General features: G+C 71.1%; 18 protein-coding genes. 6 read left to right on the top strand and 12 right to left on the bottom strand.

Annotated elements, in window-relative coordinates; translation table 11 throughout:
- Positions 1–88: 88 nt before the first annotated feature.
- The 7 genes from AC07AZ_RS35525 to AC07AZ_RS35495 all read right to left on the bottom strand — a co-directional run bounded on the left by AC07AZ_RS35525 (position 89) and on the right by AC07AZ_RS35495 (position 8531).
- A complete protein-coding gene (locus AC07AZ_RS35525; RefSeq protein ID WP_478854878.1) occupies positions 89–1372 on the bottom strand; it encodes a thymidine phosphorylase in 1284 nt (427 codons plus the stop codon).
- 66 nt (positions 1373–1438) lie between these two features.
- Positions 1439–1840: a cytidine deaminase gene (locus tag AC07AZ_RS35520; RefSeq protein WP_478854877.1), complete on the bottom strand. Its 402-nt coding sequence runs from the start codon at positions 1838–1840 to the stop codon at positions 1439–1441.
- The gene (locus tag AC07AZ_RS35515) at positions 1837–3123 is read right to left on the bottom strand and encodes an ABC transporter permease (RefSeq protein ID WP_478854876.1); all 1287 of its coding nucleotides are present in this window, start codon (positions 3121–3123) and stop codon (positions 1837–1839) included. The genes AC07AZ_RS35520 and AC07AZ_RS35515 overlap by 4 nt, the downstream gene beginning before the upstream one ends.
- On the bottom strand, positions 3123–4250 hold the full coding sequence (locus tag AC07AZ_RS35510) for an ABC transporter permease (protein WP_478854875.1): 1128 nt from the start codon (positions 4248–4250) through the stop codon (positions 3123–3125). Before AC07AZ_RS35510 ends, AC07AZ_RS35515 begins: the two co-directional genes overlap by 1 nt.
- Complete coding sequence (locus AC07AZ_RS35505; protein WP_478854889.1) at positions 4247–5773, bottom strand: ABC transporter ATP-binding protein; 1527 nt, start codon at positions 5771–5773, stop codon at positions 4247–4249. Before AC07AZ_RS35505 ends, AC07AZ_RS35510 begins: the two co-directional genes overlap by 4 nt.
- 197 nt (positions 5774–5970) lie before the next feature.
- On the bottom strand, positions 5971–7029 hold the full coding sequence (locus AC07AZ_RS35500; protein WP_478854874.1) for a BMP family lipoprotein: 1059 nt from the start codon (positions 7027–7029) through the stop codon (positions 5971–5973).
- A gap of 278 nt (positions 7030–7307) precedes the next feature.
- On the bottom strand, positions 7308–8531 hold the full coding sequence (locus AC07AZ_RS35495) for an amidohydrolase (protein ID WP_478854873.1): 1224 nt from the start codon (positions 8529–8531) through the stop codon (positions 7308–7310).
- Between the two features lie 554 nt (positions 8532–9085).
- Here AC07AZ_RS35495 and AC07AZ_RS35490 point away from each other — a divergent pair.
- Positions 9086–9691 carry a class I SAM-dependent DNA methyltransferase gene (locus tag AC07AZ_RS35490; protein ID WP_478854888.1) on the top strand — a complete coding sequence of 202 codons (606 nt, stop codon included), beginning with the start codon at positions 9086–9088 and terminating at the stop codon, positions 9689–9691.
- A 20-nt stretch (positions 9692–9711) separates the two neighbouring features.
- Here AC07AZ_RS35490 and AC07AZ_RS35485 read toward each other — a convergent pair whose 3' ends face one another.
- From AC07AZ_RS35485 to AC07AZ_RS35470, 4 genes are all read right to left on the bottom strand, one after another.
- Positions 9712–10794, bottom strand: a complete 1083-nt coding sequence (locus tag AC07AZ_RS35485) for a hypothetical protein (protein WP_478854872.1) — start codon at positions 10792–10794, stop codon at positions 9712–9714.
- Between the two features lie 61 nt (positions 10795–10855).
- Complete coding sequence (locus AC07AZ_RS35480; protein ID WP_478854871.1) at positions 10856–11794, bottom strand: N-acetylneuraminate synthase family protein; 939 nt, start codon at positions 11792–11794, stop codon at positions 10856–10858.
- A 14-nt stretch (positions 11795–11808) separates the two neighbouring features.
- The gene (locus AC07AZ_RS35475; RefSeq protein ID WP_478854870.1) at positions 11809–13047 is read right to left on the bottom strand and encodes a cytidylyltransferase domain-containing protein; all 1239 of its coding nucleotides are present in this window, start codon (positions 13045–13047) and stop codon (positions 11809–11811) included.
- A gap of 32 nt (positions 13048–13079) precedes the next feature.
- Entirely contained in the window at positions 13080–14426 is a 1347-nt protein-coding gene (locus AC07AZ_RS35470; protein ID WP_478854869.1) for a DUF6716 putative glycosyltransferase, read from the bottom strand.
- Positions 14427–14624: 198 nt separating this feature from the next.
- Here AC07AZ_RS35470 and AC07AZ_RS35465 point away from each other — a divergent pair, with 198 nt between their 5' ends.
- The 5 genes from AC07AZ_RS35465 (at position 14625) to AC07AZ_RS35445 (ending at position 19891) form a co-directional block, all read left to right on the top strand.
- Positions 14625–15611 (top strand): glycosyltransferase family 2 protein, encoded by a 987-nt coding sequence (locus tag AC07AZ_RS35465; protein WP_478854868.1) that lies wholly within the window; start codon positions 14625–14627, stop codon positions 15609–15611.
- Positions 15611–16942 (top strand): polysialyltransferase family glycosyltransferase, encoded by a 1332-nt coding sequence (locus tag AC07AZ_RS35460; protein WP_478854867.1) that lies wholly within the window; start codon positions 15611–15613, stop codon positions 16940–16942. The genes AC07AZ_RS35465 and AC07AZ_RS35460 overlap by 1 nt, the downstream gene beginning before the upstream one ends.
- Positions 16943–17179: 237 nt before the next feature.
- Positions 17180–18211: a glycosyltransferase family 2 protein gene (locus AC07AZ_RS35455; RefSeq protein ID WP_478854866.1), complete on the top strand. Its 1032-nt coding sequence runs from the start codon at positions 17180–17182 to the stop codon at positions 18209–18211.
- The gene (locus tag AC07AZ_RS35450) at positions 18204–18623 is read left to right on the top strand and encodes a GtrA family protein (protein ID WP_478854865.1); all 420 of its coding nucleotides are present in this window, start codon (positions 18204–18206) and stop codon (positions 18621–18623) included. Before AC07AZ_RS35455 ends, AC07AZ_RS35450 begins: the two co-directional genes overlap by 8 nt.
- Entirely contained in the window at positions 18620–19891 is a 1272-nt protein-coding gene (locus AC07AZ_RS35445) for an NAD(P)/FAD-dependent oxidoreductase (protein WP_478854864.1), read from the top strand. The genes AC07AZ_RS35450 and AC07AZ_RS35445 overlap by 4 nt, the downstream gene beginning before the upstream one ends.
- On the opposite strand, the gene AC07AZ_RS35440 is transcribed toward AC07AZ_RS35445, so the two are convergent.
- A complete protein-coding gene (locus tag AC07AZ_RS35440; RefSeq protein WP_478854863.1) occupies positions 19863–20570 on the bottom strand; it encodes a hypothetical protein in 708 nt (235 codons plus the stop codon). The genes AC07AZ_RS35445 and AC07AZ_RS35440 overlap by 29 nt on opposite strands.
- Positions 20571–20713 lie beyond the last annotated feature (143 nt).

Here is a 20713-nt window from a genome sequence, read left to right as displayed (position 1 = left end):
CCACCTGGTTTCCCCCGCGCCGACAAGACGGACGGGACCGGTGGCGATCCACCACCGGTCCCGTCCGTCCGAACGACAGAGCCCCTGGTCAGGCGATACGTTCCAGCACGACCGGTGACGCGGTGAAACCGGCGTCCGCCGAACCGATGTCGTACGCGCCCTCGACCGCCTCCAGCGCGTACGCGAAGCGCTCGGGGGTGTCGGTGTGCAGGGTCAGCAGGGGCTGGCCCGCGGTCACCGCGTCGCCCGGCTTGGCGTGCAGTTCGACGCCGGCGCCCGCCTGCACCGGGTCCTCCTTGCGGGCGCGTCCGGCGCCCAGACGCCAGGCGGCGACGCCGACGCCGTAGGCGTCCAGCCGGGTCAGGACGCCGGACGACGGCGCCTTGATGACGTGCTGTTCCTTCGAGGTGGGCAGGGCCGCGTCGGGGTCGCCGCCCTGGGCCGCGATCATGCGGCGCCAGACGTCCATCGCCGAGCCGTCGGCCAGGGCCTTCGCCGGGTCGGCGTCCTTCACGCCGGCCGCGTCGAGCATCTCGCGGGCCAGGGCGATCGTCAGTTCCACCACGTCGGCGGGGCCGCCGCCGGCCAGGACCTCCACCGACTCGCGGACCTCCAGCGCGTTGCCGGCGGTGAGGCCGAGCGGGGTCGACATGTCGGTGAGCAGGGCGACCGTCCGCACCCCGTGGTCGGTGCCCAGGCCCACCATCGTCGAGGCCAGCTCGCGCGCGTCCTCGATGGTCTTCATGAAGGCGCCGGTGCCGACCTTGACGTCGAGGACCAGGGAGCCGGTGCCCTCGGCGATCTTCTTCGACATGATCGAGGAGGCGATCAGCGGGATCGCCTCGACCGTGCCGGTCACATCGCGCAGCGCGTAGAGCTTCTTGTCGGCGGGGGCCAGACCGTCGCCCGCCGCGCAGATCACCGCGCCCGTGGTGTCCAGGACGTGCAGCATCTCCTCGTTGGACAGCAGCGCGCGCCAGCCGGGGATCGACTCCAGCTTGTCGAGCGTGCCGCCGGTGTGGCCGAGCCCGCGGCCCGACAGCTGCGGGACGGCCGCTCCGCAGGCGGCGACCAGCGGCGCCAGCGGCAGGGTGATCTTGTCGCCGACGCCGCCCGTGGAGTGCTTGTCGGCGGTGGGCCGGGACAGCGCCGAGAAGTCCATCCGCTCGCCGGAGGCGATCATCGCGGCCGTCCAGCGGGCGATCTCGCGGCGGTTCATGCCGTTGAGCAGGATGGCCATCGCGAGCGCGGACATCTGCTCGTCGGCGACCTCTCCCCGGGTGTACGCGTCGATGACCCAGTCGATCTGCTCGTCGCTGAGCTCACCGCGGTCCCGCTTGGCGCGGATGACGGAGATGGCGTCCATGGCCATGGCTTTCCTTCCGAACGTTCAGAAACCGTGCGGCCCCTCCGGTGGTGCGGAGGGGCCGCAAGGGAGTTACCTGGTGAGGTGCCCGGGCCCGAAGGCCTGCGGCAACATCTCCGCCAGCGGCAGGATGCCCGCCGGCGTGTCCAGCAGCAGGCCGGGACCGCCGAACTCGTAGAGCAGCTGCCGGCAGCGGCCGCACGGCACGAGGATGGCGCCCTTGCCGTCGACGCAGGTGAAGTGCGTCAGCCGGCCGCCCCCGCTGCGCTGGAGCTCCGAGACGAGCCCGCACTCGGCGCACAGCCCGAGCCCGTACGACGCGTTCTCGACGTTGCAGCCGGAGACGGTGCGCCCGTCGTCGACCAGGGCCGCGACCCCGACGGGGTAACCCGAGTAGGGCGCGTACGCACGCCCCATGGCCTCCCGGGCCACCTCCCGCAACGCGTCCCAGTCGACGGCCGGCGGGGGCGTCACTTGCCTTGCCCCTTGCGGTAGCGCATGCCGTCCGCCTTGGGCATCCTGAGGCGCTGCGCCGACAGCGACAGCACGAGCAGGGTGACGACGTAGGGGGTGGCGCCGACGAAGTCGCTCGGTACCTCGTTCGTGAAGAGGTACCACAGAAGGACGAGCCCGCCCACGAAGAGGCTGATGCCGGCCTGCCAGTGCGCCTTGCGGTACAGCTTCCAGCCGCCGAGCACCGCGAGCAGGACGACCAGCAGGAGCAGCAGTGCGTGCACGGTCTCACCGCCGTTGCGCAGTTGCAGAGCGTCCGAGTAGCCGAACAGTCCGGCGCCCATCGCCAGTCCGCCGGGCCGCCAGTTACCGAAGATCATGGCGGCGAGGCCGATGTAGCCACGCCCGCCGGTCTGGCCCTCCAGGTAGATGTGCGAGGTGACCAGCGCGAGGAAGGCGCCGCCGAGTCCGGCGAGGCCGCCGGAGACAGCCACGGCCGCGTACTTGTACCGGTAGACGTTGACACCGAGCGACTCCGCGGCGACCGGGTTCTCACCGCAGGAACGCAGCCGCAGACCGAACGCGGTGCGCCACAGCAGCCACCAGCTCGCGACGAACAGGACCACGGCGAGGATCGTCACCACGGACACGTCGGTGACCAGGCCGCCGAGGATGCCCGCGAGGTCGGAGACGAGGAACCAGTGGTGCTTCTCGATCGACTGGAGGGCGTCCGAGAGTCCGGGCACGGTGATGTGGCCGAGGGAGTCGACGGGCGGGGACTGCTTGGGGTTGCCGCCCGCCTCCGCCGCTTTGCCGTCCGAGAAGAACAACTTGGCGAGGTACTGGGTGGTGCCCAGGGCGAGCAGGTTGATCGCGACGCCGGAGACGATGTGGTCCACGCCGAAGGTGATGGTCGCGACCGCGTGCACCAGGCCGCCGAGGACGCCGAAGCCGACACCGCACAGCAGGCCGAGCCAGGGGCTGGACTGCCAGCCGATCCAGCCGGCGCCGAAGGTGCCGAGGATCATCATGCCTTCGAGGCCGATGTTGACCACACCGGCCCGCTCGGACCACAGGCCCGCGAGGCCGGCGAGACCGATGGGCACGGCGAGGCCCAGCGCGGCTCCGACCTGTCCCGCGGAGGTGAGCTGGTTGGCGCCGGTGATGACGCGAACCGCGGCCACGAGCAGCAGCGCACCCGCGATGATCATGAGGATCTGGCCGAGGGACCGGCCCGAGCGCTTGCCCGCGGTGTCCGCCTTGGGCGCCGCGGGGGGCGGCGCGTCGGTCATCGTGGCAGTCATCACGCCACCTCCTGCTTCTGGGTCGGGGCGGCGGCCTGGGCGGCGAGCTCGGCACCGACCCGCTGCTGCTGGCGTTTGAGGCCGTACCGGCGTACGAGCTCGTAGGCGATGACGACACACAGGACGATGACGCCCTGGATGACGCCCAGGATTTCCTTGTCGTACCCCTGGAACTCCAGGTGGTTGGTGGTGCGCTCCAGGAAGCCCCACAGAAGGGCGCCGAGCGCGATGCCGACCGGGTTGTTGCGGCCCAGCAGCGCGATGGCGATGCCGGTGAAACCGATGCCCGACGGGAAGTCGTTGCTGAACTGGTGGCTGTCGTTGAGGAGGGTCGGCATGCCGATCAGACCGGCCACGGCACCTGAGATGAGCATGCTGGTGGCGATCATGCGCTTGACGCTGACGCCACTCGCCGCGGCAGCCGTCTCGGACTGGCCGACAGTGCGCAGGTCGAACCCGAAGCGGGTGCGGCCGAGCACGAACCAGTAGGCCACGCCGACGATCACGGCGATCACGACGAAGCCCCAGAGCACCCCGGCCGCGCCCGTGTCGAACGAGAAGAACCACGAGTCCTGCGGCAGTGGCTTGGTCGACACGACCGTGCCGCCGCTCTGCAGTTCGGCGAGCTTGCCGGGCTGCAGGAGGTAGGCGATGATCGCGGTCGCGATGGAGTTCAGCATGATCGTCGAGATGACCTCGCTGACGCCGCGGGTCACCTTGAGGACACCGGCGATACCGGCCCAGAGGGCGCCCACGCCCATCGCGCAGAGGATCATCAGCGGGATCGAGAGGAAGCCCGGCAGGGTCAGCGCGCCGCCCAGCACCGCCGCGAAGAACGCGCCGAGCCGGTACTGGCCGTCCACGCCGATGTTGAACAGGTTCATGCGGAAGCCGATGGCCACCGCGACGCCCGCCAGGTAGTAGGTCGTCGCCTTGTTCAGGATGTAGACCTGGCTGTCGCTGGCGGAGCCGTAGGTCAGCATGTCGCTGAAGGCCGCGCCCGGGTTCTTGCCGGTGGCGAGGATCACCAGGGTGGTGACGACGATCGCGGCGACGAGGGCGAGCAGCGGCGCCGCGATCCCGAGGAGCAGCCGCTCCTTGTCGATCCGGGAGGTGAGCTTGTTCATCGGTCGTCGTCCTCTGTGTGCTCCAGGTGGCCGGTGGCCGCGCCCGTCATGGCGGAACCGAGCTCCTCGGGGGTGATCGTGGCGGGGTCGGCGTCGGCGACCAGGCGGCCGCGGTACATCACCCGCAGGGTGTCCGAGAGCCCGATGAGCTCGTCCAGGTCGGCCGAGATCAGCAGCACGGCCAGACCCTCGCGGCGGGCCTCGCGGATGTGGTCCCAGATCGCGGCCTGCGCACCGACATCGACGCCGCGGGTGGGGTGAGCGGCGATGAGGAGCTTGGGGCGGTGGCTCATCTCCCGGCCGACGATCAGCTTCTGCTGGTTGCCGCCGGACAGCGACGCGGCCGTCACCTCGATGCCGGGAGTGCGGACGTCGTACGCCCCGACGATGCGCTCGGTGTCGGCGCGGGCCGCCTTGATGTCGAGCAGCACGCCGCGCGAGTTGGGCCGCTCGGTGACGTGGCCCAGGATGCGGTTCTCCCACAGCGGCGCCTCGAGGAGCAGGCCGTGGCGGTGGCGGTCCTCGGGGATGTAGCCGACACCGGCCTCCCGGCGGCGACGGGTGGGGGCGTGCGAGATGTCCGCGCCGTCCAGCGTGATGACGCCGGCGTCGGGATCGCGGATGCCCATGATCGCCTCGACCAGCTCGGACTGGCCGTTGCCCTCCACGCCGGCGATGCCGAGGACCTCACCCTTGTGGATGGTGAAGGAGATCTCGTCGAGGATGATCCGCTCGACGCCGTCGAGGTCCACCTGGGTCAGGTGCAGCCCGTCCAGCTCCAGCAGCGGGACGTCCGTGACGGTGGACTCCTCGGTCTCCGGCGTGGGCAGTTCGCTGCCGACCATCAGCTCGGCGAGCTGCTTGGCGGTGGTGGTCCTCGGCTCGACCGTACCGACGGTGGTGCCGCGCCGGATGACGGTGATCTCGTCGGCCACGGACAGCACTTCGCCCAGCTTGTGGGAGATGAAGATGACGGTGAGGCCCTCGGCCTTCAGCTCGCGGAGGTTGTCGAAGAGGGCGTCGACCTCCTGCGGCACGAGGACGGCGGTGGGCTCGTCGAGAATGAGGGTCTTGGCCCCGCGGTAGAGGACCTTGAGGATCTCCACCCGCTGGCGGTCGGCGACGCCGAGTTCCTCCATGAGGACGTCGGGCCGGACGTTCAGCCCGTACGCGTCGGAGATCTCCTTCACCTTCGTACGCGCCTTGGCTCCGATGCCGTGGAGCTTCTCCGCACCGAGGACGACGTTCTCGAGGACGGTGAGGTTGTCGGCGAGCATGAAGTGCTGGTGCACCATGCCGATGCCGCGGGCGATGGCGTCGGCGGGGTTGCTGAAGGTGACCGTCTCGCCGTTCACCGTGATGGTGCCCTCGTCCGGCTGCTGCATGCCGTAGAGGATCTTCATCAGGGTGGACTTGCCGGCACCGTTCTCGCCGCACAGGGCGTGGACGGTGCCCGCGGCGACGGTGATGTCGATGTCGCGGTTGGCGACGACGCCGGGGAAGCGTTTGGTGATGCCGCGCAGTTCGACGGCAGCGGGAGGGCTGGACGCGTTGATGGCGCACTCTCCTGGGGGAAAGGGGCTGCGTAGGGGAGGGCAGGCGTCGGCGACGCTAGCGCGGCAACTCCGCGCTACACGCGTAGAGTTGACACATTGTTATGGCTCGGCGAAGGGCTGCTGGGCGGCCCCTCGCCGAGCCGGGTCCGACGGGACCCATCAGGTCACGGGGTGGTGTTGACCTTGATGTCGCCGTCGATGATCTTCTTCTTGGCCGCGTCCAGCTTGGACTGGATGTCGTCGATGAAGCCACCACTGGTGGCCAGCGAGACGCCGTTCTTGGCGAGCGAGTAGTTGTTGGTGCCCGTCAGCGGCTTGCCCTCGTGCACCGACTTGATGAAGTCGTACACGCCGGTGTCGACGTTCTTGACCATCGAGGTCAGGATCGAGTTCTTGTACTTGGCCAGACCCGGGATGTTGTACTGGTCGGAGTCCACGCCGATGGCCCAGGCGCCCTTGACGCCGCTGACGGCTTCGATCGCGCCGTTGCCGGAGGAACCCGCCGCCGTGTAGATGACGTCGGCACCCTTGTCGAGCATGCCCTGCGCCGCTTCCGAGCCCTTGTCGGGGCTGGAGAAGCCGGAGAGGTCACTGCCGTGGGTCAGGTACTGGACGTCGACCTTGACCTTCGGGTTCGTGTCCTTGACGCCCTGGACGTAGCCCGCCTCGAACTTCTTGATCAGCGGAGTGTCGACACCGCCGATGAAGCCGACGTGGTTCTTCTTGGTCTTGAGGGCGGCGGCGACACCGGCCAGGTACGAGCCCTGCTCCTCGGTGAAGGTGATGCTGTCGACGTTCTTGACGTCCACCACCGAGTCGACGATGCCGAAGTTCGTCTTCGGGAACTTCGCGGCGACCTTGGCCATCGACGCGGCGTAGGAGAAACCCACACCCACGATCGGGTTGTAGCCGGCGTCGGCCAGGTCCGTCAGGCGCTGCTCGCGGTCGGCCTCGGTGTCGGAGGTCTTGGCGGTCAGCTCCTTGATGGAGCCGCCGAACTCGGCCTTGGCCTTGTCGGCTCCGCGCGCGGCCGAGTCGTTGAAGGACCGGTCGCCGCGGCCGCCCACGTCGAAGGCGAGGCCGATCTTGACTCCCTTGCCGCTACCGGCGGAGGCGGACGACGAGCTGTCGCTGTCGGAGGAGGTACTGCCACAGGCTGTGGCAGTCAGTGCGAGGGCTGCGGATGCGAGACACGCAGCAGAAAGCTTGGCTACCCGGCGCACGGGAAGGCTCCTTCACCTGACCTGAGCGCCATGTCGGCGCTGATGTGAGCACCATGCCAGTGCCCGAGCCGGGACGCCCCGTCGGCGTCGGCTTCGCGGCATCGTAACGCGCGTAGATGTCAGAAAAAGACCTCTTCATAAGCCGTTATCGATTCGAGGCAAACGGCGTCTGAACTCGTCCCCTTCCCCCGCCATCCCGCTGATTGCGAACAGCGCACGAATGGCTTACAAGTGTGTTGCGCCGGACGGTGGACCGGCCCTCCGAGAGGGCCGGTCGGTCATCGCTCGGCCGCGTCCAGCAGCGCCGCCGCCGTGAAGAGTTCCACTCCCACCGTGATCGCCGACTCGTCGGCGTCGAAGTCGCCCTGGTGGAGGTCGCGCACGGTGCGTTCGCCGGGAGGGCGGACGCCGAGGCGGGCCATGGCGCCGGGTACCTGCTCCAGGTACCAGGAGAAGTCCTCGCCGCCGAGGCTCTGCTCGGTGCCCTCGACCGACGCGGCACCTCGTCGCGCGGTCATGGCGTCCCGCAGGAGTTCGGTGACCGCCGGGTCGTTGACCACCGGCGGGACTCCGCGGATGTAGTTGATCTCGGACTTGGCCCCGTGCAGGTTCGCGACCTCGTCGATGGCCGCCACGACCACGTCGGGCGCCTCGCGCCAGGCGTCGATGTCCAGGCAGCGCACGGTCCCGGACAGCTCGGCGTGCTGCGGGATCACGTTCGGCGCGTGTCCCGACTCGATCCGTCCCCAGGTCACGGCGAGTCCGTGCCGGGTGTCCACGCGCCGGCCGATGAGCGCGGGCACGTCGACGGCCACGCGGGCGGCCGCGGTCACCAGGTCGGTCGTCAGGTGCGGCCGGGCGGTGTGGCCGCCGGGCCCGTCGAGGGCCACCTCCAGCCGGTCGCAGGCCGAGGTGATCGCGCCCTCCCGGAGCCCGATGCGTCCGGCGTCCACCCGGGGGTCGCAGTGCACGGCGATCATCCGCCCCACCCCGGCGAGGACCCCGTCCTCGATGGCGTCGGCGGCGCCGCCGGGCAACACCTCCTCCGCGGGCTGGAAGACCAGCCGCACCGGCCGGGGCAGCAGACCCAGGCTGTGCAGGCCGGCCAGCACGAGGCCGGCGCCCAGCACCACGGTGGTGTGCACGTCGTGTCCGCAGGCGTGCGCGCGGTCCGGCACGGTCGAGCGGTACGGGCAGTCACTCTTGGTGTCCGGGATGGGCAGGCCGTCGATGTCGGCGCGCAGGGCGAGCACGGGCCGCCCGGCGTCCACGTCACCGATGTCACAGACGAGCCCGGTCCCGGCGGCCAGTACGCGGGGCCGCAGGCCGGCCTTCTCGAGCCGCGCTTTGATCGCCGCGGTGGTGCGGAACTCCTGGTTGCCGAGTTCGGGGTGCATGTGCAGGTCGCGCCGGAACGCGACGAGCTCGGCACGGAGCGGTTCGCTCAGTGTGCCGGGAAGCACGGCTTCCCCGGGAAGATCGGCCTCGGTCTCTTGGGACATCAGTTGCTTCACCCTCTGAAGGGTAGGACGCCGGGGTGGCCAACTGACCCGCGATCAACAAAAGTGCAACCCGTTAGGGGAAGAAAATCTGTCGGCCCGACGCATAGGTACCGGTCGGGATGGGTACACTCGCCCGCCTTCGGGTGGAGCGTGAAACCATCCACACTCCTCCACCCATACCACGTCCCGCGCGAACCACGCCGATGTGTTCATCTGTCGGAACCGCTTCGGACGCCCGTTTATGCCCGGCCCACCGGACCCGTGGGACCCGTAGGCCCCGTGGGACCCGTAGGCCCCGTGGGACCCGTAGGACCCGTAGGACCCGTGGGAAACCCCGCCCCCCGCTCCGGCGAACCCCCCGCACCCGCCCGGTGAAGCCTCCGTACGGGCCCGTCGAACACCCGGCCGGCGACCCGGCCGCGCCGCTAGGGTGCCGCAGGGTGAGCACCGAAACCCGAAACGCCGACGCCCGGAACTCCGAGACCCGAGAAGAACACCGGGCCGGGGCCGGCACCCCCGACTTCGTCCGCGCCACCCGCGCCTCCTACGACGCGATAGCCCCGGCCTACGCCGAGGCCTTCCCCGACGGGCTGGGCGACCGGCCGGTGGACCGGGCCCTGGTCACCGCCTTCGCCGAACTGGTGCGAGCGGCCGGCCCCGCGCCCGTCGCCGACGTCGGCAGCGGCCCCGGACACGTCACCGCGCGGCTCGACGCCCTCGGGGTGCCGGTCTTCGGGGTGGACGTGTCGCCCGTCATGGTGGCCCTGGCCCGGCAGGCGCACCCGGGTCTGCGGTTCCACGTCGGTTCGATGACGGGCCTGGACCTGCCGGACGAGACGCTCGGCGGTGTCCTCGCCCTCTACTCGATCATCCATGTGCCCGACGAGCACCTGCCCGCGGTGTTCGCGGAGTTCCACCGCGTGCTGGTCCCCGGCGGTCATGTACTGCTGTGCTTCCAGACCGCCGACGAGGACGACCGTATGCACCTAGCGGAGCGCTTCGGCCGGGAGATCTCGCTCGACTACTACTGGCGCACCCCCGAGACGGTGGCCGGTCTCCTCACGGGGGCGGGGCTGGACGTCCTGGCCCGCGTACGCCTCGAACCCCCCGCGGACGCGAAACGCCCCCGCGCCTTCCTGCTGGCCCGCAAGCCGGAGTAGCCACAGCGGGCGCCGCCCCGCTACACCACCTTGACCACCTTCACCGCGCTCACCGCGGACAGCCGGTGCACGTCACGGGCCGTGTCCGTGACTCCGGACAGGAAGCCCTGGGCCCGGGGTGAGGCGTTCTCCGTCAGCCAGCCGGGGTCGATGTCGCACACCGCGACCCGTACCTCGGTGCCCGCCAGGGCCAGCGGCAGGGTGTGGACCACGGTCGAGGGGAAGCTCAGGATCGTCCGGCCGATGGGTCCGCGGCGGGCGATCAGCTCCAGCGGGAGGTCCGGGCGGACGATCTCCAGACCCGTCTCCACCGCCAGCCGGTGGAGCTTCTCCGTGCTCTCGCGCCGGTGCGCGAAGTAGCGGGTCGTCCCGTGTGCCTTGGCCAGGGTGGTCACCGCTTCGAGGTAGCGGTCGGCGTCGACCACACCGGTCTCCACCAGGGACGTACCGACCATGTCGGCGCTCTTGGTGATCCGGGGCGGGCCGAAGCGGTGCCGGGTCCAGGCGAAGGTGTTCGCCGTCACCGTCACGCCGTCGGGGGTCTCCTCCATCGGCATGGAGGAGAAGATCTCCACCCGCCTTCCGCCGCCCGGTGTCAGCCGGCGCCGGGCCGCGGCGGACACCGGTGCGAACACCACGTCCCGTGCCCCTCTGCGGCCGCCCTTGCGGTGCCAGCGCACCAGCCGTTCCCCCCGGGCGAGCTGGGCGACGAACTCCATGGTGGCGGTGCCGTCGTCGACGACGACCAGGTCACGGGCGCGGGTGATGGTCAGCAGCAGCTGCACGTACCGGGAGAACGGGTCGCCCAGGACGATCCGGTCGGCCCTGCGGAGCATCCCCGACAGGCCGCCGATCGTCTGGAACGGCGCGGCCGGACCGCCCCGCGCCTCCTCCCAGCGGACCTGGTGGCCCTCCTCGCGGGCCAGCTCGGCCATGCGGCGCAGCTGGCCCCGGGTCATCGGGTCGATCGGGGACAGGACCACGAGCGTGAACCCCGCGCCGGGCGCGTGTTCGTGCGCCCACTCCAGCACGTTGAGAAGCTGTACCGGACTCTCCACGAAGGCGAGAGTGTGGGGGCCGGTGGAACCGGCGCGGGGGCTCATCGACGTACGACCGTCCCGTCGTAAGGCGTGCAGGGTATTCGGGTGGTGGGTCCGGCAGGGGTCAGACCGAGACCGGCTCGCCCGCGGCCGCGGCGATCTCCGCCTCGGCGACGACACCGCTGACGCGGCGCAGCTTCTTCATCGGGCCGAGCTCGGAGTCGTAGACCTTCTTGACGCCGTCGCCGAGGGAGGCCTCGATGGTGCGGATGTCGCGGACCAGGCGGGTGAGGCCGCCCGGCTCGACGGAGGCGGCCTGGTCGGAGCCCCACATGGCGCGGTCGAGGGTGATGTGGCGCTCGACGAAGGTGGCGCCGAGGGCGACCGCGGCGAGCGTGGTCTGCAGGCCGGTCTCGTGGCCGGAGTAGCCGATCGGGACGTTGGGGTACTCGGCCTGGAGGGTGTTGATGACCCGCAGGTTGAGCTCCTCGGCCTTCGCCGGGTAGGTGGAGGTGGCGTGGCAGAGCAGGATGTTGTCGCTGCCCAGGACCTCGACCGCGTGGCGGATCTGCTTCGGGGTGGACATGCCGGTGGAGAGGATGACGGTGCGGCCGGTGCCGCGCAGGGCGCGCAGCAGCTCGTCGTCGGTCAGGGAGGCGGAGGCGACCTTGTGGGCGGGGACGTCGAACTTCTCCAGGAAGGCGACGGCCTCGGTGTCCCACGGGGAGGCGAACCAGTCGATGTTCTTGCTCTTGGCGTACTCGTCGATCTGGCGGTACTCGTCCTCGCCGAACTCCACGCGGTGGCGGTAGTCGATGTAGGTCATGCGGCCCCAGGGGGTGTCGCGCTCGATGTCCCACTGGTCGCGCGGGGTGCAGATCTCCGGGGTGCGCTTCTGGAACTTGACCGCGTCGCAGCCGGCCTCGGCGGCGGCGTCGATCAGCTTGAAGGCGTTCTCCAGCTCCCCGTTGTGGTTGATGCCGATCTCGCCGACGACGTAGACGGGCCGGCCGGGGCCGGCGGTCTTCGAACCGAAGGTGCGCAGACGGGAGTTGGTGCTCATGGTGGAGAGGTTCCTTACTTGTCGAGGGAGTCGAGAGAGGGGCCGAGGATCCAGCTGGCGATCTCTCGGATCGCGCCGTCGCCACCGGGCACGGTGGTGACCGCGCGTGCGGCGCCGCGCACGACGTCGTGGGCGCTCGCGACCGCCACGGGCCAGCCCACGAGGGCGAAGCACGGGAGGTCGTTGACGTCGTTGCCGACGTAGAGCACGCGCTCGGGCGCGATGCCCTGCTCCTCGCACCACTGCTTGAGGGCGAGGTCCTTCCGGTCGATGCCGTGCAGGACCGGGATTCTGAGCTTCCGGGCCCGGGCGGCGACGACCGGGTTCTGCTCCGTGGACAGGATCAGCATGTCCAGGCCGCTGTCGCGCAGGGCCGCGATGCCGAGGCCGTCTCCGCGGTGCACGGAGACGAACTCCTTTCCATCGGCGTCGATCAGCACCCGGTCGTCGGTCTGGGTGCCGTCGAAGTCCAGTACGACCGCGTCGATGTCGGCGGCGGTCGGCAGCGAACCGGGGCGGTTCGCGTCGAACAGGGGGGCCAGCGCCCGCGCCCGCGCCAGTTCGTGCGGGTCGTCGATCTCCAGCACGCGGGCGGGGTCGGTGCGCACCAGTTCGGTGCGGCCGAAGAAGCGGTGCCGGTGCTCGCGGAAGCCGGCCGCGTCCATCGCGTAGGCGGCGCCGGTCTCCAGGAGGTCCTGGGGGCGGTCCTGGCGGCGCGGGCGGAAGGACTTGTCGTGGTTGACGCCGTGTCCGCCGCCGAGGTCGTCCTGGCCGTCCTCGGCGTCCCGCCAGATGAACCCGTGGAAGGGTGCCACGGTCACCGCGGTGTCGGCGCCGTTCTCGACGACCGCGGCGGCGACTCCCTCGACGTCCTCGCGGACGATGAAGGGGCTGGTGCACTGCACCAGGAGGACCGCGTCGACGGCCGCCCCGTGCAGGGCCTCATGGGCGTCCATCGCGTGCAGGACCGCGGCCTCGGAGGTCGCCGTGTCCCCGGCGATGGCGGCCGGCCGCAGCACCACCTCGGCGCCGGCGGCGCGCGCTGCCGCCGCGATGGCCTGGTCGTCGGTGGACACCACGACGTCCGTCACCAGCCGGGTCGCGCGGCACTCGCGGACGGCGCGGGCCACCAGCGGTACGCCCCCGACCGGGGCGAGGTTCTTCGCGGGCACGCCCTTGGAGCCGCCGCGCGCGGGGATCACCGCGAGCACCCGGCGCACCGAAGCGCCCTGGCCCGCCTGCGGGTTGGACATGGGCTGTACTCCTTGGGAGGTCGTCCGGGAACTCACAGCTCCCCCATCCGCCGGATCACCGGGGCGACCCGCTGCACGCCGTGCCGGTAGGCGCCGCGCGCCGCCCGGCGCACGATCTGCCGGACCGGTCCGGGGTCCTTGTCGGCGGCGGGCGCGCCGGGCAGCGGGGTGCCGTCCGGGCCGAGGTGGTGGCGGGCGAGGATGGCCGGCAGATAGCCGGGTGCGGTCGCCGGTGTGTAGTACGGGGTCAGGGGCGGCAGGCCGCCGGGCCGGCCGAGGAGCTTGGTGATGCGCTCGCGGGCCGCGCCGAACGCCTTCTCGTACGGGCCGTCGGCCGCGACCCCCTGCCGCGCCACCCACTCCTCGTCGGGCGCCGGCCGGTGCCCGTCGTCGAGCTGGTCCCAGGAGGCGAGGCAGCCGGATCCGATGAAGTGGTGGTTGCCGTGCGTCTCGCGGACCCCGAAGTCGGTCAGTACGACGGTGGGGATACGGCGGTGCAGGGCCTCCAGCGCGGCCGTGGAGCTGACCGTCACCAGCAGGTCGGTGCGGTCCAGCACCTCGCCCATGTGCCCGTACACGAGACGGAAGTTGGCCGGCAGGTCCATCCGCTGCGCCAGCTTCTGGTAGGGCAGTTCCTCGATGTGGGTGGTGTGCTCGCCGGGCCGGGAGCGCAGCTTCAGCAGCACCTCGCGCTCGGGGTGCAGCCGCGCGTGCCTCACCAGCCGGTTCAGCAGGTAGGTGCGGTCCTTGCGGGTGTCCGGGACGGACGGCTGGGCGGCGAAGACCACGGTGTACGGGTCGTGTTCGCCGGTGTAGGGGGCGCCGCCGAGGAACGGCAGCGCGACCTCGGTGACCGCCGAGGGGTCGGCGCCCACCCCGTCGTAGACCGCCCGGAACCGGTCGGCGTCCTGGCGGGAGTTGGCGAGGACCAGGTCCGCGCCGTGCCGCAGCAGGAGGCCGTCGGCGAGTTTCTCGTAGACGACGCCGACATAGCCGGTGACGACGACGGGGCGCTTCGCCCGGCCCTCCCAGACCCGCTTCAGGCCGTGCAGCATCGCCTGCACACCGCCGCCGACGAGGGCGAGCACGACGATGTCGTACGGCTCCTCCGCCATGGCGCGCAGGAACTCCACGCCGGTGACCTCCCGCAGGGAGTCGGCGCGGACGCCCACCTCCTCCAGCTGGCGGGCCGTGGGCGTGGACCGGCCGCGCAGCAGGAATCCGCTCAGCGCGGGACCGGCTTGCGCGTCCTCGCGCGATCCGGCTTCCATGGTCGGGCCCGGGGCAATGCGGTCCGCGGTCAGCGCACCCCATTTCCACCGGGTGTCCGAGTCCGCGAGGACGGCGATTCGCGGGGGCTTCGTTGTACTTGCAGGCACGAGGACGACGCTAGAAAGCAATTCCGAGGTATGGCCCAACCGGGAATCAACGAAAAGTTAACAACAAACCACGGAGAGCCGAACTGGCCCGCCGGAGACCGGAAAGTACACGTGGTGCACCGATCCGACACATGGAGTTCACCCCCTGTACGCCCACCGGAAAGTTCCGCTGCCGAGGCACCTCCTAGGGTTTCGCAGGTGCCAAAGCTTTCCGTGATCGTGCCGTTCTACAACGTCCAGCAATACGCCCCGGACACCCTCAGAAGCCTTCGCCGCAACGCCCGCAGTGACTTCGAATTCGTCCTGGTGGACGACTTCTCGAAGGACGGAACTCCGGACATTCTCGAACGCGCGGCCGAAGAACTGTCCGAGGTCGCCCAGGTGCGTTTCGTCCGCCACGAGAAGAACGGGGGTCTCGCCACCGCGCGCAACACCGGCCTGGACGTCGCACGCGGCGACTACCTGACGTTCCTCGACGGGGACGACTGGCTGGCCCCCGGCTACCTCTCCGAACTGGTGTCGGCGATAGAGGAGTTGGGCTGCGACTTCGTGCGCACCGACCATGTGCAGGCCACCGCCCGCGCCCGGACCGTGCACCGGGCCCCGGTCGGCCTGCGGGGCGAGGTGCTGAACCCGCGCCGGGCGATCCTGCCCGCCGACCGGACCACCTCGGTGGACTACGCCTACGCCTGGGCGGGCGCCTACCACCGCCGGCTCCTCGACAAGGGGGTCCTGCACTTCACCGACGGACTGCGTACGGCCGAGGACCGGCCGTGGATCTGGAGGCTCCACCGCGAGGCGGAGTCGTTCGCCGTGGTGAACCTGCTCGGGGTGTTCTACCGGCGCGGGGTCGCCTCCTCGCTCACCCAGATCGGTGACGTCCGCCAACTCGACTTCATCCGCGCCTTCGACCAGGTCCTCCAGGAGACCGCGGCCGACGAGGACGCGGAGCGGCTGCTGCCGAAGGCGGTGCGGACGTACTGCGCGATCATCGCCCACCACCTCTCCGACGAGAGCAAGTTCGAACCGGCCGTCGCCAAGCAGCTGCGGACCATGAGCGCGGCGGCCATACAGCGCATGCCGCAGGACGCCCTCGGTGACGTGCTCGACACCATGGACCTGAACCGCTCCGCCAAGCTGCGAAGGCTGCGGCGCCGGATCACCACAGCCAAGGCGGCCGCCTGATGCCCCGTACCACCCAGATCCTCTGCGCCTCCACGCTGTACGGGGCCGCCACGCTGGCCGCCGCGATCGAGTCCGGCCTCCTCACCGAGCCGGACCGCCGGGTGCTGCTGGTGTTCAACAACTCGGCGACGCCGGAGACCACTCCGGCCGTCGACGAGATGCCTGGCTTCGAGCCGCTGCGCGACCACTTCGACGACGTGCTGTCGTGGAACGAGGCCATCCGCCCCTTCCACCCCGGCGCCTGGGTCCCGCGCCCCGACGACATCCCCCTCTTCGAGCGGTATCTGCGGCTGTTGTGGGGGCTGGGCGAGGACCGGGTGGAGCTGGTCCTGGAGTCCATCCAGGTCACCCCGGCCCTGACCGTGGCCCAGCTGTTCACCGGCGCCCCCGTCGACGTCTACGCCGACGGCCTGATGAGCTACGGCCCCACGCGCAACAAGCTCGACCCGCTGGTCGGCACCCGGGTGCGCCGGCTGCTGCACCTGGACCTGGTGCCGGGGCTCACCCCGATGCTGCTGACGGAGTTCGACGTGCCCGCGCACCTCGTGCCGACGCCGGCGTTCCTGAAGGTGATGGGTGAGATCGGCGCGTCCGTCACGGAGTTGCCGGTGCTGCCGGACAACCCGGCGCTGCTGCTCGGTCAGTACCTGTCCGCGCTGAACATCCTGTCCGCCGCGGAGGAGGAGGACCTGCACGTACGGATGCTGCGGGGCGCGGTCGAGCGGGGGCACCGCGCGATCGTCTTCAAGCCGCATCCCACCGCACCGGCCCGCTACAGCCGCGTCCTGGAGGCCGAGGCCGCCGCGCTCGGGGTGGACCTCACCGTCCTGGACCTGCCCGTGCTCGCCGAGGTGCTGTTCGAGAGGGCCCGTCCCGGACTGGTGGTCGGCTGCTTCTCGACCGCGCTGTTCACGGCGTCCGCGTTCTACGACCTGCCGGTGGCCCGCGTCGGCACCGAGACGCTGCTCGACCGGCTGACGCCGTACCAGAACAGCAACCGGATGCCGCTGGTGCTGGCCGACGCGGTGCTGCCGGACCTGGCGGACCGCACGGGCGAGAGGCCCGTGCCGGCCGACACGCTGAACGGCCTGGTGACAGCGGTCGGGTTCGTCATGCAGCCGCAGATGCACTCCGCCCGGCGCCCGGCCGCCGAACGCTATCTCTCCCAGCACCTCGGCCCGCGCACCCAGCGCTACGTCAGGCGCAAGCGGCTCACCTCGCTCGGGCTGCCCGGCGGCATCCCGGAGCGGCTGGCGTTCCTGCCCCGCAGCCCCACCGCGCGCCGGGTGGTACGGCGGGCCCGCGCGCTGAGGAAGGCCGTCCGCGGCTGAGCCGACCGGGCGCGGACGTGGGGCGGCTCGGGCGGCCGGGAGGCAACGGGTGCCGGTAAGCAAACGGTGAGGGAGATCCGCAAAAGGTAAGAGGAGGACCAAAGAGGCGAAGCGAAACGGGGAAGTCGGCTTCAGGTCGCGGGGTGTTGGGGCGGGGTTCACACACCCTCCGTAGCTTCCACCAATGCGCCGAACAGCTTCGCCCGTCATCCCGTCCACACCGGCGAGCGCGCGGATATGACCCAGCAGGACATACGCCCGCCCGCCGCCGGCCCGGCCCCCGTCACGCTCGCGTCCGTACCGCCCGAACCCGCCCGGCGGCCGCTGATCTCCTACGTCCTGCCGGTGTACGACGAGCAGGACGGCATCGCCGCCTTCCACGCCGAGCTGACCGCCGCCCTCGCCGGCCGGCCGGAGCTCGACTTCGAACTCATCTACGTCAACGACGGTTCGAGGGACGGTTCACTGGCCCTCCTGAAGGACTTCGCGGCCGGCGACCGGCGGGTCCGCGTGGTCGACCTCGCCCGCAACTTCGGGCACCAGCTCGCCATCACCGCCGGCCTCGACCTCGCCGCGGGCGACGCGGTGATCGTCATGGACACCGATCTCCAGGACCCGCCACAGGTCAGCCTGGAGCTGATCGACGCCTGGCGCGGGGGCGCCGAGATCGTGCACGCCCGCCGGCGCTCCCGGCAGGACACCGCCTTCAAACGGGCCACCGCGCACCTGTACTACCGCCTCCTGCGCTCCTCCACCGAGGTCGACATCCCACTGGACACCGGGGACTTCCGGCTCCTGGACCGGCGGGTCGCCGACGAGCTGTGCCGTTACCGCGAGCGCAGCCGCTTCGTGCGCGGCATCGTCGCCTCGATGGGCTACCACCAGTCCGAGGTGTCCTTCGACCGCGACGAACGCTTCGCCGGCGAGACGAAGTACCCGCTGCGGAAGATGGCCCGGCTCGCGGTCGACGGCATGACCAGCTTCTCCACCGCCCCCCTGAAGATGATCACCCGGCTGGGCTTCGTGGTGCTCGTGCTGTCCCTGGCCGGCATCGTCTACGCGCTCGCCATGAAGTTCCTGCGGCCCGAGGTCACCGTCTCCGGCTGGACGATGCTGATGGTCGTCGTGCTGTTCCTCGGCGGCACCCAGATGCTGTCGCTCGGCGTCATCGGCACCTACATCGGGCGCATCTACCGCGAGGCCCAGGGACGGCCGCTGTACCTGGTGCGTGAGGTGGTCGGCGGGCCGGGGTCCGGGGCCGATGACTGAGACCACCGTGACGGCCCCGGCCGAGCCCGCCGACCGGTCCCGCGTTCTGCGCCAGCTCCTGCGCTACACCCTCATCGGCGGCAGCGGAGTCGCACTCGACCTCGCCGTCTTCCTGCTGCTGCACAACCTCACCGGGATGAACGAGCAACTCGCCAACGCCCTCAGCACCACCCTCGGCATCAGCAGCAACTTCCTGCTGAACGCCCGGTTCACCTTCGAGCGCCGCGACCGGCTCCGCACGCGCTTCCTGCGCTTCTACGCCGTCGGGCTGACCGGGATCGCCCTGACGAACCTGCTCTTCCTCGCCTTCACCGACGCGCTGGGGATCGACGCCGACCTGGTCAAGGCGGGCTCGCTGCCCCTGGTCCTGGCGCTCCAGTTCGTGCTCAACAGAAAGTGGAGCTTCGCATGAACCTCGGCATCATCGGCGCGGGTGCCACCGGCCTGACCGCCGCCTGGGACGCCGTACGCGCCGGCCACCAGGTAACCGTCCTGGAGGCGGCCGGCGAACTCGGCGGCCTCGCCGCGTCGCTGGAGGTGGGCGGCGTCCCGCTGGAGCGCTTCTACCACCACATCTTCCGCAGCGACAAGGCGATGATCGCCCTCATCGGGGAGCTCGGGCTCGGTGACGCGCTGCGCTTCCACCGGCCGACCACCGGCATCTACCGCGGCGGCCGGCTGATCGACTTCACCACCCCCCTCGACATGCTGCGCTTCCCGGAGTTCTCCCCCGTCGACGCGGTGCGCTTCGCCGGGTCGTCGGCCCTGCTGAAGGCGGTGCGCGGCGGGGAGCGGTACAACGACCTGACCGCGCTGGCCTGGCTGCGCCGCCGGGCCGGCCGGAAGGCGACCGCCGCGATCTGGGAGCCGCTGCTGCGCGGCAAGTTCGGCGACCGCGCGGAGCAGGTGTCGATGGCCTGGCTGTGGGCCCGCATCCACTGCCGTACCTTCGAACTCGGCTATGTCGACGGCGGGTTCGAGCGGGTGTACGCGGCGCTGCGGGACGGCGTCGAGGAGCACGGCGGCAAGGTGGAGTTCGGCAAGGCGGTCGAGTCGATACGGCAGGACGGCGACGCGGAGCCGGCGGTGGTGACCTGCGCGGACGGTTCCCGCTACACGTTCGACCAGCTGATCGTGACCACCCCGCAGCCGGCGTTCGCCAGGGCCGCCGGGCTGCCCGCCGACGACGCCGTGTGGAAGAACCAGTACCTGGGCGCGACCTGCTTCGTGCTGGAGCTGGACCGCAGCGTGATCCCGTACTACTGGCTCAACATCAACGAGCCGGACTTCCCGTTCCTCGCGGTGGTCGAGCACACCAGGATGATCGACCCGTCCGTGTACGGCGGCCGGCACGTGCTGTACGTGGGCAACTACGTGGAGCGGGAGGACTGGCGGTTCACCACGGAGCCGGCCGAGCTGCTGACCCGGTTCCTGCCGTATCTGCGGCGCGTCAACCCGGACTTCGACGAGTCCTGGATCAAGGACTGGCACTTCTCGAAGGCCGGGTTCGCCCAGCCGGTCGTGACGCCCGCCTACCGCGCGCTGATCCCCGGCCACGACACCCCGATGAGCCGCGTCAAGCTCGTGACGATGGCGCAGATCTATCCGCAGGACCGCGGCCAGAGCTACTCGGTGGCCCTGGCCCGCGAGGTCACGAAGTCGCTGGGGCCTGCCGCCTGACGCACAGGACGACCGCGCTGCCCGCGTCCGGCGACGGACGCGGGCAGTCGTACACCGCCGTGACGCGCCGCCACAGCCGCGGGTCGACCTTTCCGGGCCGGAACCAGGCCCGGTCGAGGACCGCGTAGGGGGCGGGGTCGTGGTCGACGCAGTCCGCGTTCTCCCGGAACGACGTGAGGCCGGCCACGTCCGGGAGGAAGCGGCTGCGCTGCAGGAACGTGGCGATCGGGTAGCGGCACCGGGCCGGGTGGTCGACGTAGTACGTGGTGTCGCCGAAGGCCAGGTACAGCACCGGGGCGCCGGCCGGCAGCCGGGCCCGGATCAGGTCGGCCTCCCGCCCGGTGTGCCGCATCTCGGCCAGGTAGGCGGAGTTCGTCACCGTGACCCGGCCGTCCAGCACCAGGTGCGGGGAGCCGGGCCAACTGCTCGCGGTCAGGCAGACCACGCCGGACAGGCCCGCCAGGACCGCCGGCCACACCCGGCGCCCCGGCCCCCGCGCCGTGGTCACCGAGCCCACCGTGCCACGCCGCGCCGACGTCCGCGCGCGGGCCTCCCGCCGGGCGTCCACGGCCGCGGCCAGCAGGGCGAGCAGCGCGGCCGCCCCGACCGCCCCGGGCCGCTGGTAGCGCTCCGGCGCCGTGGCGTACAGCACCGGCAGCACGCCGTAGAGCAGGGACACCGTGCCGAAGAACCAGGGGGGTGGGGGGGGGGGGGGGGCCCCCCACAGCCCGGCCCCACCACGCGGCGGCCGGCACCGAGACCCGGGCGGTGTGGGCGGGGGAGCAGGTGTCCTGCACCCCCCCACCCGCCCTCGCGTCAAGC

Source organism: Streptomyces sp. NPDC043878, from assembly GCF_056435735.1.
This window is presented reverse-complemented; position numbering and strand designations above follow the sequence as displayed.